This window comes from Promicromonospora sp. AC04 (genome assembly GCF_003058225.1).
In the GTDB taxonomy this organism is placed as follows: Bacteria; Actinomycetota; Actinomycetes; order Actinomycetales; family Cellulomonadaceae; genus Promicromonospora.
In genome coordinates, this window is sequence record NZ_QBUG01000004.1 from 231,228 (window position 1) to 248,085 (window position 16,858).

A 16,858-nucleotide genomic window follows, 5' to 3' on the forward strand; every position below is an offset into this window, starting at 1 on the left:
GCTTCCACCAAGCAGTTGCGCATGGTTCTGGCGTCAGATCCATGCGCAACTGCTTGGTGGAAGCGGACCTTTTCCGTTGGGGCCGACGGTGGCGGCCGCTACTCGACGTCGGACGTCAACGACCCTCCCGGCGGCGGGACAGTGTGACGAGCGCGACCACAGCACCCCGCTCGGCCCCACCGTCCACAGCGGCACGATCTCCTACCGCCGCGGACGCCGACCTTCTGCTGCGATCGGCACATGCGAACACCCTTCAAGATCCCCGCCGACGCCGAACGCACACTGCACAGGCAACAAGGACTTCTGACGAGTCGCCAGTGCGACACGTTCGGCATCAGCCGCCAGACCCGCTGCCGGCTCGTCAAGCAAGACCGCTGGCGCAGACCGGCGCGCGGCGTCTACGACACCAACCCGGTCCCGCTGAACGCCCGGGTCCGGGACGACTGGTTCACTCACGCCGAACGCTGGCGGACGTGGCTCGCGCTGCTGTGCCACGGCCCCACAGCGATCGCGGCGGGGGCCAGTGCCCTGGTGCTGCACGGCGTACAAGGGCTGCCCCGGGACTTCCTGGCCGAGGTCGCGATGCCAGACGGAACGCCGCGAAGGCACCGCGCCGGCGCGGTACGCCAGTACGGCTCGTTCCCCACCGACCGGATCGGCGACCGTGCGGTGGCTCGCCTCGACCATGCATTGGCCCAGGCGCTTCCCAGGCTGCCGCGGGAGAACGTCCTCGCGGTCCTCGACGACGTCGCCCGGCGGCTCGGCATGACGCCGAACAGGCTCGCCGCCGTCCACGACATGCTGCGCGGCCATCCGGGGGCCGCGCACGTCCACGACCTGTTTCCGCTGGTCGACAAGCGGGCCGAGTCCCCGGCCGAGTCGTCCACGCGACTCTCGTGCCACGACAACGGCGTACCGCCGGACGACATCCAGGTCCGGATCGTCGTGGGCGGCAAGGTCGTCGCGCGCGTCGACTTCATCTGGCAACTGCCTGGCGGTCGCTGGCTTGTCGTCGAGATCGATGGCGTCGGCCCGCACAGCACGCCCCAGGCACTCGTCCGGGACGCTCCGCGACAGAACCAGCTTCTGGCCTCCGACCGGATCGTGCTGCTCCGGTTCAAGCCGACGGACAACAACAAGCCGGGCGGGATCGGGGCACAGATCGCGAAGGTGCTGGCGAAGCACCGTTGGCGCCCTGGTCAGTACGCCGCCCAGGGCGCGACCGTCGACCTGGACCCCGCTGACCGCCGTCGGGCGATCACACCGGTCTGAAGGTCCGCTTCCACCAAGCAGTTGCGCATGGTCCTGGCGCCATTTCCATGCGTAACTGCTTGGTGGAAGCGGACCTTGTCGGGGCTCCGGATCGGGCAGCTGGCCGAGCAGCGGGGGTCACGGGGGCGCGAGCGGGCGGGTGGGCCGTTAGATGCCTGCCGCGGTGCGGATCGGGCCCATCAGGAAGTAGACGACGAACAGCGCCGCCGCCACCCACAGCAGCGGGTGCACCTTGCCGACCTTGCCGACCGCGACCTTGAGCAGCACGAACGAGATCACACCGGCCCCGATGCCGACGGTGATCGAGTACGCGAACGGCATGAGCACCATGGTGAGGAACGCGGGGATGGCGACCTCGAGGTCGGTCCAGTCGATACCCGTCACCTGGACGACCATGAGGAACCCGACGATCACGAGCACGGGGGTGGCGGCCTCGTGCGGCACCACCTCGACGAGCGGCGACAGGAACGTCGTCAGCAGGAACGCCACACCGGTCGTCACGGCCGCGAGCCCGGTCCGGGCGCCGTCGCCCACGCCGGACGCCGACTCGACGTACGCCGTGTTCGAGGAGACGGAGCCGGCACCGCCCGACACGGCGGCCAGCGAGTCGACCACCAGGATCTGGGTCGTCCGGGGCGGGTTACCCTTCGAGTCGAGCAGCCCAGCCTCGCCGCCGATGGCGACCATCGTGCCCATCGTGTCGAAGAAGTCGGCGATGAGGAGCGTGAACACCAGCAGGATCACGGCCACGACGCCGATCTTCTCGATCGACCCGAACAGCGAGAACTGGCCGATGAGCGAGAAGTCGGGCAGCGCAACCAAGGAGTCCGGCAGCGCGGGGACGTTGAGCGCCCAGCCGCCCGGGTTGTCGTCGGAGCGCGCGCCGATGCTGCCGACGGCCTCGATGACCAGCGCGAGCACCGTCGACGCGATGATGGCGATGAGGATGCCGCCCCGGACCTTGCGCACCATCAGGACCGCGGCGAGCAGCAGCCCGAACGCGAACACGAACAGCGGCCAGGCGCCGACCGAGCCGCCCATGCCGAGCTCCGTCGGGGTCGCCAGGGAGGCGGGGATGCGCACGAAGCCGGCGTCGAACACGCCGATGAACGTGATGAACAGGCCGATGCCCACGCTGATGGCGATCTTGAGCTCGCGCGGCACCGCCTTGAACACGGCCTCCCGGAAGCCGGTGACCACGAGGATCAGGATGACGAGGCCTTCCAGCACGACGATGCCCATGGCATCGGCCCAGGTCATTCCCGGCAGCGCGGCCACGGAGAAGGCGACGACGGCGTTGAGGCCGAGGCCCGCCGCGAGCGCCAGCGGGAAGTTCGCGACGACCCCCATGAGGATCGACATGATGCCGGCGACCAGGGCGGTGGCCGCGGCGATCGCCGGAAGGTCGCCCGCCGAGGAGTCGCCGCCGAGGAACTGCCCCGAGCCGTCGGGCACGGTGCCCAGGATGAGCGGGTTGAGCACGACGATGTAGCTCATCGTGAAGAAGGTGACGAGCCCGCCGCGCACCTCCGTCCACACCGTGGACCCGCGTTCGCTGATCTTGAAGAACCGGTCGATGACGCCCCGAGCCTGGGCCTGGTCGTGAGCCATGGTCCGATGTTCCCCTTCGTTACCCGATGTCGCTCGACGGCGTGCCGCGTACCGCGGTCCGGAGCATCCGCTCCACGGAGGGCACCCGGGTCATCACGTACTGGACGCTGAGGTGGTGGAAGTCCCGGTAGACGGGGTGGCTGATGTCCCCGACGCTGCAGGTCCGCTCGTCGCAGGTCTGCGACCAGACGCCGTCCCAGGTCTTGACGCCGTACTTCTTCCAGATGCCGGCGCTGATGCCGGGCAGGTCGCCGTTGGACTCCTCGGCCTCCGCGCGCGACATGCTGCAGTCGCCGAGCCCGGTCAGGGGCCGGGTGAGGCACTCGAGCGGGTCGACGTCGAGCTGCGGGTTGTCCTTGACCGCCACCACGGACGGCGTCACGGCGGTGAGGTGGGCGAACAGCTCGTCGTTCGCGCTGGCCCAGGTGCTGCGCACCTCGTCCTCGGTCATCCAGCTGCCGTCGGCGTGCTGCATGCGGCTGGCGTAGATCTGCGCCTGGCTGACGACGACGGCGTCGGGCCGCAGGTCGTCGACGACGCGCATCGACTCGGCCTGGAAGTCGCCGCACGGCCCGCGCTCGGCCGGCTGTTCGACGTCGACCTTCGCGGCGGGGCAGCCGTGCCGCCAGCGGACGGCGAGGCGCAGGCCGGCGTCGTCGGCCGCGGCGTCGAACGCGGGGATCCAGTGCATGGTGTGCGAGTCGCCCAGCAGCAGCACGGTGGTGGTGGCGGAGATGTCGCCGAGCATGCAGACGTCGGTGCCCGACGTCGTCCGGGTGATCTCCGTGCACCCGTACGGCTTCGGCTCTGCACCGGCCTCGACCGCCGTGGCGTACGGCTCGCGCTGCAGCACGGCCCCGGTCGCGACCCGGGTGCCGACGCTGAGGCCGCCGACGGCGAGCCCGATCACTATCGTCACGGCCGCTGTGCGCCGCCACGACTTCATGGCTCGGCTGAATCGGACCGGGTTCTCGACCCAGTGGTAGGTCGCGAACGCGGCGCCGAGGGCGCCGAGCGAGGCGAGCACCTTGATCCAGATCGCGTCGTCCTGCACCGCCGCGGTGGTGAGCACGACGAACGGCCAGTGCCAGAGGTACCAGGAGTAGGAGACGTCGCCGAGCCGCTGCAGCACCGGCAGGTCGAGCACGCGGTCGACCCACGTACGGGACGTCGCACCGGACGCCGTGCCCGACGCCGAGACGCTGCCCGCGGCGAGCACGAGAAGCGCGCCGCCCACGGGCAGCAGGGCGATGGTGCCGGGGAACGGGTCGGTCTCGTGCACGAACGCGAACGAGAGCGCCAGCAGCGCGAACCCGGCGGTGCCGAGCAGCGCCCGGAGCACGCCCGGCCGCAGGCGGGAGCGTTCGGCGAGCTTCCCCCACGGCAGCGTCGCGACGAGGGCTGCGCCCGCGAACTCCCAGGCCCGGGTGGGCAGGATGTAGAACGCCCAGTCGGGGGCGGCCGCCGTCAGCCACACCGAGGCCGCCAGCGACACCACGAACGTCCCCGCGAACAGGACCTGCAGCATGCGGCGGGCCGGGAATCGGGTGCGCCGCGCCAGGGCGACGGCCAGCAGGATCAGCAGCGGCCAGAAGATGTAGAACTGCTCCTCGATGCCGAGCGACCAGGTGTGCAGGTACGGGCTCGGGGTGACGGAGTCGGAGAAGTAGTTCTGCCCCTGGTACGGGAACAGCAGGTTGGAGACGAACAGCATCGCCGACGCCCCGTGCCACGCGAGGCGGCCCCAGACCAGCGGCGACAGGATCAGGACGCACCCGAGCAGCGTGACCGAGACGACCAGCGCGAGCGCCGGCACGAGCCGCCGCATGCGGCGGGTCCAGAACTCGACGAGGTCGACGGTCCCGCTGCGGTGCACCTCGCGCAGCAGCAGCGAGCTGATGAGGTAGCCGGAGATCACGTAGAAGACGTCGACGCCCGTGAACCCGCCGGGGATCGCGATCCCCGCGTGGTAGACGACGACGGCGAGCACGGCGACCGCGCGCAGCCCGTTGATGTCGGTGCGGAACGCGTGCCCCGCACCCGGGGTGGCGGGCGACGGGTCCGGCCCTGGACCGCGGGGCTCCGCGGGCGGTCCGGTGGGTCGGTCGACGGCGGTCGTCGCCTGCGCCATTTTTCTCCTGCGGTCGTTCCAGACTGGGGCCGTCACACACCATAACGGGCGCAACGGGGCAGGTTGCCGGGTTATCGGGGAGGGCCTGAGGAGAACGGCTCAGTCCAGGAACAGGTGGGAGCAGACCAGCACCGGCGCTTCGACGGTACCGCCGTCGACCACGCACCCGATCGCGCCACGCTGCACCTCCGTGCTCACCAGGTTGTCCCGGTGCGACGGCGAGTCCAGCCACGCCTGCACGACGTCCTGCGGCGGGTTGGCGGTGCGGCTGAGGTTCTCGGCAACGAGCCCGCCCGGGCAGCTCTTCCGCACGGGCGGCAGCGGTGCGTGCACCAGCTTCGGCGCACCGACCAGCGCCGCGGCCCGCTCCACCGCGACGGGCTGAAGGCAGTCGTCGTGCTCCAGCTCGGGCACGCCCACCTGCGCGCGGGCCGCGTTCACGCCGTCCTCCAGGGCCGCCGCGTACTGCCCGGGGTCGGTCAGGTCGACGTCGCCGGGCGCCGTCCAGGTCGCCTCGGGCGCCGCAGTCAGCTCCGGGGTGCCGTCCCGGCCGCCGCCCGGCATCGCCGAGCAAGCCGCAAGCAGCGCGGCGGCCGCCACGAGCGTGACGGCGAGGCGGGTCGGGAGGCGGGCCACGACGTCGATTCGACACCGCACGTCTGCGGTCCACAAGCGCAGGCTCGCCGTCCACAAGCTCAGGCCGGCCGTCCACGGGCGCAGGCTCGCCGTCCACGGGCGCAAGGTCCTGCCCTCAGGCGCAAGGTCCCGCCCTCAAGCGCAAGGTCCCGCCCTCAAACCCCGGGGAGCACGCCTCACCGGCGAGGCGTCCCTACGCCAGGAACACGTGCGCGCAGATCATGACCGGCGCGGCGGGGTCGCCGCCGTCGGGCACGCAGGCGATCGCGCCGCGGGTCAGGTCGCCGTTCAGGATGTTGGCGCGGTGGCCCTCCGAGTCCATCCAGCCCTGCGCGGCCTCCGCCGGCGTCCACCCGCCCTTGGCGAGGTTCTCCGCCACCGCCGTGGTGGGGCACGCCTCGAAGATCGGCTCGAGCGGCGCGTGCGCCAGCTCCTGTCCGATCAGCGCCTGGGCCCGCTCGAGCGCGACGTCGTACGCGCAGTCGTCGTGGACCAGGGCCGACAGGCCGTTCGCCGTGCGGTGGCCGTTGACCGCGTCCTCCAGCGCCTCGGCGTACTGCACGGCATCGGTCAGGTCGGGCTCGGTCCCGCCGTCCCCGGAGCCATCGCCCGAGCCGTCCCCGGTCTCGTCCCCCGTACCGCCGTCGGTCCCGCCGCCGGAGCCGTCACCCGAGCCGCCGCTCGCCCCGGGTATCGAATCGCGCTCCGAGCTGCGCGACGCCGAACCGCTCGGCGCCGGCTGCACGTCCACCGCAGCGGACTCCTGGTCGTGCTCCCCGTGGATCGCGCCCACCGAGGTGGGGTGGGCGGACGGCGCCAGCTCCGCCGCCATCGCCTCGCCCACGACACCGGGCGCTATCCCCGGCGCGGGCATGGGCTCGGCGCCGGGATCGAGGAGCCCGGCGCACGCCGTGAGGCACGCGCCCACCACGACTGCCAGCATCGCGCGGGCGAGGGCCCGGCGCGGGGCACGCCCCGGCTGGGCCGCGGACGACGTCGTACGGTGTGCTGGGGACACGAGTCCGGACAATACCGGCGATCACGGCGGTACGGAATGCCCCGAAGGTCGCTCTGTATGCGGGGCGCACCTGCCGCGGCCAGGCCGCAGCCGCCCGGACCATTCCCTTGGCACGCCCCCCGTGGCCGTGCCACCGTGTGGTCACCGATCAAGGAGACGCGATGCCAACCCGGCCCCTCAACAGGCCGACCGTGACCGGCCGCCTCGCGGCGGCCGACCTGGCGGGCCTTGCCCTGATCTACCGGGTCCGTCGGCGGCGGCTCACGCTCATCCCGCCCGAGGTGCTGGGTGAGCTGCGGGACCGGATGCGCGCCGTCGAGTCGGCGCGTGTTCCCGGCAGCGTGATCGAGGCGGGGTGCGCACTGGGCGGGTCGGCGATCGTGCTCGCGGCCACGAAGCGGCGCGACCGGCCGATGACCGTGCACGACGTGTTCGGCCTCATCCCCCCGCCCACCGACGCCGACGGCGAAGACGTGCAGCGACGGTACGAGCGCATCGCCGCCGGGTCGGCCACCGGGCTGGGCGGCGACGTCTACTACGGCTACCAGGAGAACCTGCGCGACCGGGTGGCGCAGAACTTCCGCAACTGCGGCGTCGACCTCGACGAGCGGAACGTGACCCTGGTCGAGGGACTGTTCCAGGACACCGTGCGGCCCACGGGGCCCGTGGCCCTGGCCCACGTCGACGGCGACTGGTACGAGTCCGTGAAGGTCTGCCTGGACCGGATCTGGCCGCGGGTCTCGGACGGCGGCGCGGTGGTGGTGGACGACTACTTCCGCTGGTCAGGCTGCCGCAAGGCGGTGGACGAGTTCCTCTCGAGCCGATCGGACGTGCGGGTCGAGACGCTGCGGAGGCCGCACCTGATCAAGGTGTGACGGTCGCGGGTCAGGAATGCGGTTCCGATCGGACGATTCGGGTCGCACGCGGCACATTCATCGCATATTTTTGCGGGGCACCAGCGATCCCATTCCTGTCGACCAGCTTAGGTTTCCCATGTCCGGAACGAGTACGAGCAGCAAGCCCTGGAACGACCGGCGCATCGCCTTTGTGGGTGGTCTTCATCGCAGCGGCACCACCCTTGTTGCCCGCATTCTCGGTTCGAGCCCGAACGCTTCCGGCCTGACCGGAACCGGCGCCGCCATGAATGAGGGACAGCACATTCAGGACACATATGTGGGCAGTCTGGGCAATACATCCCAATGGTCGTTTCATCCGCGGGCGCACCTCACCGAAAAGGACGCAAAAAGCACGCCCGACGCCGGAGCCCGGCTCTGGCAGAGCTGGTCGCCCTACTGGGACCTCGAGCGGGCGGTGCTCGTCGAGAAGTCGCCGCCCAACCTGACGAAGATGCGCTACCTCCAGGAGGTCTTCCCGAGGTCGCGCTTCATCGTCGTGACGCGCCACCCCGTGGTGCAGGCGCTGGCGGTGCGCAAGTGGGCCACGCACACCCGTGGGCGGTACACCTACGGCTTCCCGCGGCTGATCGAGCACTGGGTGCACGCGCACGACGTCTTCGCGGAGGACGCGCTGCACATCGAGAACCTGCTCGTGCTGCGGTACGAGCATCTGATGCGCGAACCCGCGCAACAGCTCGGCCGCGTCGCGCAGTTCCTGGACGTCGAGCTGGACCGCAGCACCGTCGACGCCTTGGACGCCGGTCGCAGCAACCGGTACGCCGAGCTGTGGCGGACGGGCGGACGCGGCCAGCTCGGTGGCCGCGTCCGGACCCACCTCACGCACATCGGCTCGCGCACGGGTCCGTCCCGGGGCGACCTGCTGCGTGACTTCGCCGACGTCGCCCTGCTCCCCCGCTACCGGAACGTCGTGAGCGAGCACCTCGGCGACCGGATCCGCGCCCACGGCTACGACCTGGACGTGCTCGACCAGGCGGCACCGTGGGCCCCGGCGCAGCTCGGCCCGACAGCGAGCGCCCGATGACCGCCCGCGTCGTCTACGTCACCGGCTGCGGCCGCAGCGGCACGAGCGCGCTCGCCGGGGTGCTGCGCCAGTTCGGGCTGCACGTCCCACAGCCGGAGGTCGAGGCCGACGCCTCGAACCCCCGCGGCTTCTCCGAACCGCGGTGGGTGGTGGACTTCCACGAGGCCCTGCTGCGGTCGGCCGACGTGCAGGCGTCGGACCCGCGCCCCATCGCCTGGCACCTCGTCGACCGGGCGGGCGCCGAGGCGGAGGCGCTGAGTCAGATCCAGACCTGGCTCACCGCCCAGATCGGGGCACACGGCAACCTCGTCATCAAGGACCCGCGGCTGCTCTGGTTCCTCGAGCTCTGGCAGGAGGCGGCCGCGACCGCCGGGGCCGCGGCGTCATCCATCACGATGCTGCGCTCGCCCACGGAGGCCGTTGACAGCAACGCCGCCTACTACAAGGGCAGGGGGCTCGTGGACCGGGTGGCGGGGTGGATCAACCTGATGCTCGGGGCCGAGCTCGCGACGCGGGCGACCCCGCGGGCCTTCGTCCGCTACCGCGACCTGGTCAACGGCTGGGACGGGCCGGTGTTCGGTGCCGCGACCGCGCTCGGCATCCCGATGATCGACCCCCACGACGCGGACGCCTTCGAGCGGGTGAACGCCCTCATCGGCCCGACGCCGCACCGGGCGGACGTCTCCTGGAACGACGTGCCCGTCCCCGCGCCGCTGCGCGGGCTGGCCGACGACACGTGGGCCGCCCTCGACGCCCTCCCCGAGCACGACGACGCCGGGACCCGCGCCGAGTTCGACCGGCTCCGTGCGCTCTACCCCTACATCCACCGGAAGCTCGCGGCGTCACCCGCCCGGCGGATCGCGCAGCTCGTGCCGCCCGAGGTGGTCCCGGCCGCCGTCCGGCAGAGCCTCGGGGGGATGCTCAGGCGTTCCCCGGAGTCCCCTCGCCGAGGTAGTCATCTGGCGACGTAGTCACGCCACCGGCACGGCCTCCAGCTGGGCACGCATGTCCTCGGCGTCGGGCATGTCGAGCTCGGTGTAGATGACGTGGGCGTGCTCGTAGTGGGTCCGCGCCAGGTCGGGATTGCCCAGGGAGCGGTATGCGTGGCCGACGCCGGCATGGGCGCGCGCCTGCTGGTGCCGGGCGCCGTCAGCGGCCGCGAGGGCAAGCGCCTCGGTGTGCAGGGCCAGCGCGGCCGCCGGGTCGCCGGTGAACTGGGCGACCTCGCCGAGGCCGTTGATCGACCACGCCTGGGAGGTCCGCTCACCGATCTCACGAAAGTGGGCCAGCGCCTGCTGGAAGCACTCACGAGCCCGGTCCGGGTCGCGCAGGCGGAGGTGGAGGGAGCCGAGCGTGTCGAGGGCGTTGGCCCGGCTGCGGTGACTACCCATCTCCTCCGCGATCGCGATGGACCGCTGCAGCAGATCGGCCGCTTCCGTGTACCGCGCGCGGCGCATCTCGACGCTGGCGATGTTGCCGAGCGTGACGGCCTCACTGAACCGGGAGCCGAGATCCTGGAAGATGGCAAGGGCCTGCTGCTGAACCTCGACGGATGCGGCTAGATCGCCCAGTCGTGCTTCGCTCACTCCGAGGTTGTTCAGCGCGAGCGCCTCGCCATGCCGGTCCCCGATCCGCCGAAACACCGCTACCGATTCACGGTGATGGCCGAGCGCGTCCTTGTAGTGGCCGCGAGTGTTCTCGGCGCCGCCCAGGTTGCTCAGCGTGCGCGCCTCACCCACCAGGTCACCGACCTGCCGGAACAGTGCCAACGCCCGCCACGCATGCTCGATGGAGGCGCCGTACTCGCCAAGCCGCTTGTAGCCCACGCCGAGCTGGCGGAGCGCGTGGGCCTGCCCGGCCAGGTCTCCGGCATGTTCGGCGGCACGCAGGGCGTGGCCGTTGATCGTGAGCAGGTCCGCGAAATGGGCCTCACCCGAGTACATGTTCACGATCTGAGCGAACCCGTGAACGTAGTCGGGCGTACCCGCGTCGGCATGCCCGGCGATCGCCACGATGCAGAGCCATTCGGTCTCCAGCCAGCCGCGCGCCGCGTCCGACCCGACCAGGTCCGGGATCTCGACGTCCACACCGGTGACTTCCGGCCGGTAACGCGCCTCGTTCGGGTACAGAACATCCATGGCGGCGACCGCCGAGGCCTGGTAGTAGGCGAGCAGTCGTTGCTCCGCTGCCTTGCGTTCCTGGTCGCTGTCTTCGGTGAGGGTCAGGTGGGTGGCATATGCACGCAGGAGGTCGTGCATGGCGTAGCGGCCCGGGCCGGTGCGATGCAGGAGGTGGGCACGGACGAGCGCCTCCAGGACCCGGCGGGCCTGGTGCGGGTCCAGTCCGGTCAGGGCGGCGGCCACGTACGGGTCCAGGTCGGGGCCGGGGTGCAGGCCTAGCCGCCGGAAGGTGCGTGCCGCCGGCTCGGGCAGGTGCTGGATCGACCAGGAGAAGACGGCGTGGACGGCCGCGTACGGGTCACCGCCGGGATCGAGCAGCTCGAGCCGCTCCTGCCGATCGGCCAGCTCCGCGACCACCTCGGCCAGCGATCGGTCCGGTCGGGACGTGGCCAGCACGGCGGCGACCCGCAGCGCCAGCGGAAGCCGGGCGCACTGCTCGGCGAGCGTCGCGGCCGCTGCGGGTTCGGCCATCACCCGATCGCCGATCAGGCGGTGCAGCAGGTCGACCGCCTCGGTGGCGGGCAGGACGTCGAGGCCGACCTGGTGGGCACCGTGGACGGCGACCAGCCCGGCCAGGCTGTCTCGGCTGGTCACCACGACCAACGACGACCCGCTCCCGGGCAACAGGGGCCGTACCTGGGCCACGCTTCCGGCGTTGTCCAGCACGATCAGCATCCGGCGTCCGGCCAGCTCGCTGCGGTACCGGGCCGCCCGCTCGTCGTCGTCCAGGGGGATGTCACGCTCCGGGACGCCGAGCGCGGTCAGGAACCGGGCCAGCGCGTCGGTGGGCCGTACCGGCTGGTCCGGGTCGTACCCGCGTAGGTTCACGTACAGCTGCCCGTCGGGGAACTGGTCGGCGATCTGGTGCGCCCAGTGCACCGCGAGCGCTGTCTTGCCCACACCGGCGGTGCCACTGATCGCGGTGATCACTACCGTGCGCGCCGGGCCGTCCTGCGCCGGGCCGTAAACCAGCTGGCCCAGCCGCAGTAGGTCGTCGTCGCGTCCGGTGAACCCGGCGACGTCCAGGGGCAGCTGCGCGGGGCGCGCGCGGTCGGTCGCGGCGGCCGGGGTCGGGCTGCTCAGTTCGCGGTCGGTCAGGTCAGGACCCGGTGCACCGGCCGGCGGGGCCAGCTCCGGGTCGTGCCGCAGGATCCGCTGATGCAGGTCGCGCAGCTCGGGCCCCGGGTCGCTGCCGAGCTCATCGGCCAGGCGTACCTGGAGCTGCCGGTAGTGCTCCAGGGCGTCGGACTGACGCCCGCACCGGTACAGCGCGAGCATCAGCTGCCCGGCCAGACGTTCGTCGTACGAGTGCGCCTCCGCGGCGGCGGCAACCTCGGGCAGGAGCCGCGCGTGCTCCCCGCGACGCAGCAGCAGGTCGTAATGGTCGAGCGTTGCCGCCTGCCGCTCGGCCTCGAGCGTCACGGCGAGCGAGCGCAGCCAGTCGCTGTCCAGGTCGGCGAACGGCACGCCATGCCAAAGGGCCATGGCGTCCTGCCACAGGGCCTCGGCGCCGTCGTCGTCGGCGCGCCTGGCCTGCGCGACCAGTCCGCGGAACTGGTGGAGGTCCACCGCGGCCGCGTCGACGTCGAGCGCGTAGCCGCCCGACCGGCGGATCGGCGCCGGGCCCCCTTTGTCACCGAGCACGGACCGCAGCCGCGAGATGTAGCTGTGCAGGGTCTGCCGCGCGCTGTGCGGCGACGTCGCGCCCCACACCCGCTCGATCAGCTGGTCGAGCGAGACCGGCACGCCCGGCTCGACCAGCAGCGCTGCCAGCACGGCCCGCTGACGCGCCGTACCGAGCGGGACCGGCCCGCGGTCGCTTCTGGCGGACACGTGACCGAGCAGCTGAAACCGGACCATCGTCTCCCCCTGCCTCGGCGTAGTGCACCCGGAGGCAAGAGAGTAGTAAGGCGGTGGATCACGCGACACGTTAATGCGGCGTCGTGCAAAGGGTTGCAGTTCCGCCCTTTCAGGCGCTACGCGGCACCCGATCGAAGTCGAACCAGAGCTGACCACCGATCGGACGACAACGTGTCAGACGTACAGGTCACTCGCGTGACCTGTACGTCTGACACCTGAGAACGAACGCGTCAGCTCAGGAACGCGCCGTAGCAGTAGGCCTCGGACACCCACTCGTGGGAGCTGATCGAGTCCCACGCGCGATACGAGCCAGTCCCACCCGTCAGGTAGTTGTCGTGGAGGTCGCTGACATACTTCTCGCCCTTCGTGACGCATCCGAAGTTGCCTCGGTAGTTGGCATCGCTCCACACCCTGACGGCCAGTCCGGAGTTGCCCTTGTGCAGGAGCGAGCTTGCCTTGTCGTTGTCGCTGCCCTGGAAGCTGCCGACCGAGTCCGCCCAGTTCGGGTCGTTGTCTGCGTCCGAGCCCAGAACGCCGGCGCAGTTGATGTCCTCGAAGGCGCCGAAGCGGCCGGGCGTCGCGGCGTTCCACGCGGTGTCACAAGCCGCGGAAGCCTGAGCGCTCGTGATCGGGAGCAACGCCCCCGCGACCGCGAGGCCGAGCGTTGCGAGCAGGACTGAGGTCTTGCGCATGGTGTGCTCCTTGACTAGTTGGATGGTGCTGGTTCAGCCGCCAGGATCTCCCTGGCATGCTCCACGGCCGCGTGCTGCAGCCGTTGGTATGTGATGACGTCGTCGCGGTACTGCCGCAGCCGGCCGCGGTACTCGCTCTCCAGGTCGCGCGTCGTGCTGACGATCGAGGTCTCCCGGGTAGCGCAGATCGCCTCGGCGACCGCCAGTTCCTGTTCGACGTCAAGAGCCTTCTCGTCGCTCAGCCCGTCGGTCAGGCGGGGCAGGTCCTCGCGGATCGCGGGCGGGTCGGGGTAGTCGTGGCCGCGCTCGCGCATGCACTCCGACCACGCCGCGAGCGCCGTCTCGAAGCGCTCGTCCGCGACGAGGTCGTCCGCGTAGAGGCCAACGAGGTTGGTGGCGACCTTCTCGGCCTGGAACCAGGCGGCGAAGTCCCCGTAGAGCTCACCCTTCGCGTGCGCCACACAGCTGTCGCTCGGCGTCTGGATGGCGCCACCCATGGGCAGCTCCGCCGTCAGCATCTCCGCGGACGCATCACCGTCCAGGGCTTTGGAGTAGCGCAGGCGCTCCGCCTTCGGCAGCGCGTTGGCATAAGCAGTGTTGGGGTCGTCCTGCAGGATCGCCACGAGCCGTTCCTGAAGCTCCGTGCCGTAGCCGTGCTCGCGCGCCCAGCCGACGTCATCGAGTACATAGCCAAAGCCCTGACGTTCTTCGACGCTGGCGACCGGCACCGGCAGGTACCGGAATCCCTCGGCCGCCATGCAGTCCTCGATCAGGAGCTCACGGGCCTCGTCCACCAGCATCTGCTCGGCGTCGGTCAACGCCCGTTCCGTCGTGGCGGCGTCGACGTCTGCGGCGTCGGCTCCGGACATCTCCGAACCTGCTGCGGTGGTGCAACCCACCACGGCGACCGCGACGACTGCTGCCACACAGGTGTCGAAGAACGCTCGCTTCATGCCTTGTCACCTCCTCGACGGACCGGATGTCTGACGTTCGCCCCCTGGGGGACAGGGGGCGAACGTCGCTGCTCACCGCCGTGGGGGACGGGGGTGAACCGGCGCCACCAGCGCCAACACCCAACGTAGGGAGATGGCCTTGCAGGAAACATGTAGGCGCCTTGCAGCCGGTCAGAGGTCGCCAGGCTCCCGGCACGGCCCCACACCGCGCCCCGCCCGCAAGCCTGTGGTCTGATGTACTCGATAATTTCGACGTTCTTGATCGTGTTTCAGACAGCTCCACGATCCGAGGAGTCCGCTTGCCCGTCGCAGTCGTCAACTGGAACCCCCGTCGGCCAGTCGTGCGCGGCAGATTGGGCAGGCTCGTTCCGTGGAGACGCCCCGTGAACAACTTCGGCGACCTCCTCGGACCGTTGATCGTCTCGAAGATCGTGCTCGACGGCGGCCTGACCGAACCCGCCACGCAGCACCGGCTCCTCGCCGTCGGATCGATCCTCAACCTGGCGCGCACGGGTGACGTGATCTGGGGTATCGGCGCCAACGGCAAGACGCTCGATCGCCCGGCCGCATATCGGGAGCTCGACATCCGAGCGGTCAGGGGCCCGCTGACCCGCGCGTTTCTCCAGGCGAAGGGCTATACGGTCCCCGAGGTCTACGGTGACCCGGGCACGCTGGTGGGACGCCTCTGGCCCCGCGAGCACACCGCTCGCGGTTTCCGGCCGCGCGCGGTCACGGTCGTCCCGAATCTCAACGACAGGCATCTCGCCGCGGGCCGCTCCGACGCAGTCGATCCCACCAGCGACGTCCGGGAGCTGCTCGGAACCATCGCGGCGAGCGATCTGGTGGTCGGCAGCTCGCTCCACGCGATAGTGGTCGCCGAGAGCTTCGGCGTCCCCGCGCGGCTCGTCACCTCGTCGACCGAGCCGAGATTCAAGTTCGAGGACTACTACCGCGGCACGGGGCGCAATGAGTTCCGCCCCGCCCCCGACGTCGACACCGCAATCGCCTGGGGCGGCGAGCCGCTGCCCTCGTGGGACCCGAAACCGCTCCTCGACGCGTTCCCCCGCGACCTGTGGGTCACTGCCTCCGCAGGAGCGCCCGCGTACTAGCGACGTCGCGCACGTCCCGACGGAACGCCGGCCAGATCAGTGCCTCGAGCGCGAGGACGACCGCCGCGACCGCGAGCGCCACGCCGATCGCGACCCACGGGGCTCCGGGGTCGACGAAGTGCACAACGGCCGCCGCGCACAGGGCCGCGATGCCATGTGCGAGGAGCGTGCGGCAGGCACTCACCAGCCACGGACGAGCGGCCAGGTCTGTCGCGCGCCCGGCCAGCCACAGCGAGATGGGCCACAGCAGGGCGGACGCGACCCCGTAGGCGACGGCCACACCCATGACCCCCCAGATGCTGCCGACGACGACCGCGACCACGACCAGCGGGCGCGACCAGAGCGCGAACCGGAACTGGGCACGCATCGTCCCGGTCGCCTGGAAGACCCAGCCGGAGGTGAACGACGCCGCCTGGAACACGCCGCCCAGGGCGAGCACTGCGAACAGGGGCGCCATCTCGAGCCATCTGCTGCCGAGCACGACCTCGACGACGGGCCCCGCCACGGCTGCCCCGAGCATCATCACCGGCGCGAGCAGGTTGAGGAGGATCGTCTGACCACGCACCACGAACCGGCCGAAGTTCTCCGCGTCGTCCTGCAGGCGGGACAGGACAGGCATCGCCACCCGCGTGATCGGGAACTGAAGCTGACGGACCGGCAGCATCATCATCCGGAAGGCACGGTCGTACAGACCCGCGGGCGCCGCACCGAACCGCGCGCCGACCACTACCGCGTCGGCGTTCATGCTGACGTAGGTGAGCAGCTGGGCGCCCAGCTGGTGGACACCGTAGGAGACGAACGGCCGTACCGACTCCCGTCTCCGGGGCAGGCCCGGAAGCCAGCGGGCGAGGATGACGGATCCCACGCAGATGGTGGCGGCCGCCACGACCTGCTGGGCCACCAGCGCCCAGTACGAACCGTCGAGGAGAGCAACACCGATCGCAACGAGCAGGCCCAGCACGGGGGCGAGCACGTCGACCAGCGCGATCGCCGTGAACCGCAGGTCCCTCATCAACGAGGCCCTGAACTGCGCCGCGACGCCGCCCAGCAGGAACGTGACCGCCAGCCAACGAGTGATGTCCACCAGCAGCGGTTCCCCGTACAGCGCCGCCACCACGGGCGCTCCGGCCAGGACGATGACGCCCGCGGCCGCACCGCAGCCGAGGTTGAGCCAGAACAGGTTGTCCCGCTGGCCCGGGGTGATGGTCGGGGCCTGCACGGCGGCCCGGGACAGCCCGAAGTCCTGCAGGATGCTCGCGGCCCCGACGATGGCACCGACCATCGCGACGTAGCCGTAGTCGGCCGGGCTCACCAGGCGAGCGAGGACGACGATCGACGCGACCTGCACGAGAGCCCGGACGCCCTGGCCGGCCAGGGTGACCACGCCGCCCCTGGCCGCGCTGCGCCCCAGTGACTCGGCACGTGGTCGCGTCGGCGCCTCGCTCATCCGAACGCCTC

The 16,858-nt window shown here is 71.1% G+C and carries 13 protein-coding genes; 5 read left to right on the forward strand and 8 right to left on the reverse strand.

The genetic code is table 11. The annotated features are described in order from the left end of the window. Positions 1-240 precede the first annotated feature (240 nt). Positions 241-1,272, forward strand: coding sequence for a type IV toxin-antitoxin system AbiEi family antitoxin domain-containing protein (locus C8K30_RS12675; RefSeq protein ID WP_108493267.1), 1,032 nt, complete (start codon positions 241-243; stop codon positions 1,270-1,272). A 147-nt stretch (positions 1,273-1,419) separates the two neighbouring features. Here the strand turns inward: C8K30_RS12675 and C8K30_RS12680 are convergent, their stop codons facing one another. From C8K30_RS12680 to C8K30_RS12695, 4 genes are all read right to left on the reverse strand, one after another. After that, entirely contained in the window at positions 1,420-2,883 is a 1,464-nt protein-coding gene (locus C8K30_RS12680; protein WP_108493268.1) for an NCS2 family permease, read from the reverse strand. 19 nt (positions 2,884-2,902) lie between these two features. Continuing rightward, positions 2,903-5,014 (reverse strand): acyltransferase family protein, encoded by a 2,112-nt coding sequence (locus tag C8K30_RS12685; protein WP_108493269.1) that lies wholly within the window; start codon positions 5,012-5,014, stop codon positions 2,903-2,905. A gap of 99 nt (positions 5,015-5,113) precedes the next feature. Continuing rightward, positions 5,114-5,650, reverse strand: a complete 537-nt coding sequence (locus tag C8K30_RS12690) for a CAP domain-containing protein (RefSeq protein ID WP_108493270.1) — start codon at positions 5,648-5,650, stop codon at positions 5,114-5,116. Positions 5,651-5,843: 193 nt separating this feature from the next. Then, positions 5,844-6,668, reverse strand: coding sequence for a CAP domain-containing protein (locus tag C8K30_RS12695; protein WP_146197460.1), 825 nt, complete (start codon positions 6,666-6,668; stop codon positions 5,844-5,846). A gap of 161 nt (positions 6,669-6,829) precedes the next feature. Between C8K30_RS12695 and C8K30_RS12700 the strand changes: the two genes are divergently transcribed. From C8K30_RS12700 to C8K30_RS12710, 3 genes are all read left to right on the forward strand, one after another. Then, a complete protein-coding gene (locus C8K30_RS12700) occupies positions 6,830-7,543 on the forward strand; it encodes a TylF/MycF/NovP-related O-methyltransferase (protein ID WP_108493272.1) in 714 nt (237 codons plus the stop codon). A 118-nt stretch (positions 7,544-7,661) separates the two neighbouring features. Then, a complete protein-coding gene (locus C8K30_RS12705; RefSeq protein WP_158281003.1) occupies positions 7,662-8,606 on the forward strand; it encodes a sulfotransferase in 945 nt (314 codons plus the stop codon). Next, the gene (locus C8K30_RS12710; RefSeq protein WP_146197461.1) at positions 8,603-9,577 is read left to right on the forward strand and encodes a sulfotransferase family protein; all 975 of its coding nucleotides are present in this window, start codon (positions 8,603-8,605) and stop codon (positions 9,575-9,577) included. The genes C8K30_RS12705 and C8K30_RS12710 overlap by 4 nt, the downstream gene beginning before the upstream one ends. Here the strand turns inward: C8K30_RS12710 and C8K30_RS12715 are convergent, their stop codons facing one another. The 3 genes from C8K30_RS12715 to C8K30_RS12725 all read right to left on the reverse strand — a co-directional run bounded on the left by C8K30_RS12715 (position 9,578) and on the right by C8K30_RS12725 (position 14,291). Continuing rightward, positions 9,578-12,646 carry a tetratricopeptide repeat protein gene (locus C8K30_RS12715; protein ID WP_108493275.1) on the reverse strand — a complete coding sequence of 1,023 codons (3,069 nt, stop codon included), beginning with the start codon at positions 12,644-12,646 and terminating at the stop codon, positions 9,578-9,580. It lies immediately after the preceding gene. 230 nt (positions 12,647-12,876) lie between these two features. After that, positions 12,877-13,338 (reverse strand): hypothetical protein, encoded by a 462-nt coding sequence (locus C8K30_RS12720; protein WP_108493276.1) that lies wholly within the window; start codon positions 13,336-13,338, stop codon positions 12,877-12,879. A gap of 14 nt (positions 13,339-13,352) precedes the next feature. Beyond that, complete coding sequence (locus tag C8K30_RS12725; RefSeq protein WP_108493277.1) at positions 13,353-14,291, reverse strand: hypothetical protein; 939 nt, start codon at positions 14,289-14,291, stop codon at positions 13,353-13,355. A 383-nt stretch (positions 14,292-14,674) separates the two neighbouring features. On the opposite strand from C8K30_RS12725, the gene C8K30_RS12730 reads away from it, so the two are divergent. Continuing rightward, positions 14,675-15,400, forward strand: a complete 726-nt coding sequence (locus C8K30_RS12730; protein WP_233257160.1) for a polysaccharide pyruvyl transferase family protein — start codon at positions 14,675-14,677, stop codon at positions 15,398-15,400. On the opposite strand, the gene C8K30_RS12735 is transcribed toward C8K30_RS12730, so the two are convergent. Next, positions 15,369-16,847, reverse strand: a complete 1,479-nt coding sequence (locus C8K30_RS12735; protein WP_108493279.1) for a lipopolysaccharide biosynthesis protein — start codon at positions 16,845-16,847, stop codon at positions 15,369-15,371. The genes C8K30_RS12730 and C8K30_RS12735 overlap by 32 nt on opposite strands. Positions 16,848-16,858 lie beyond the last annotated feature (11 nt).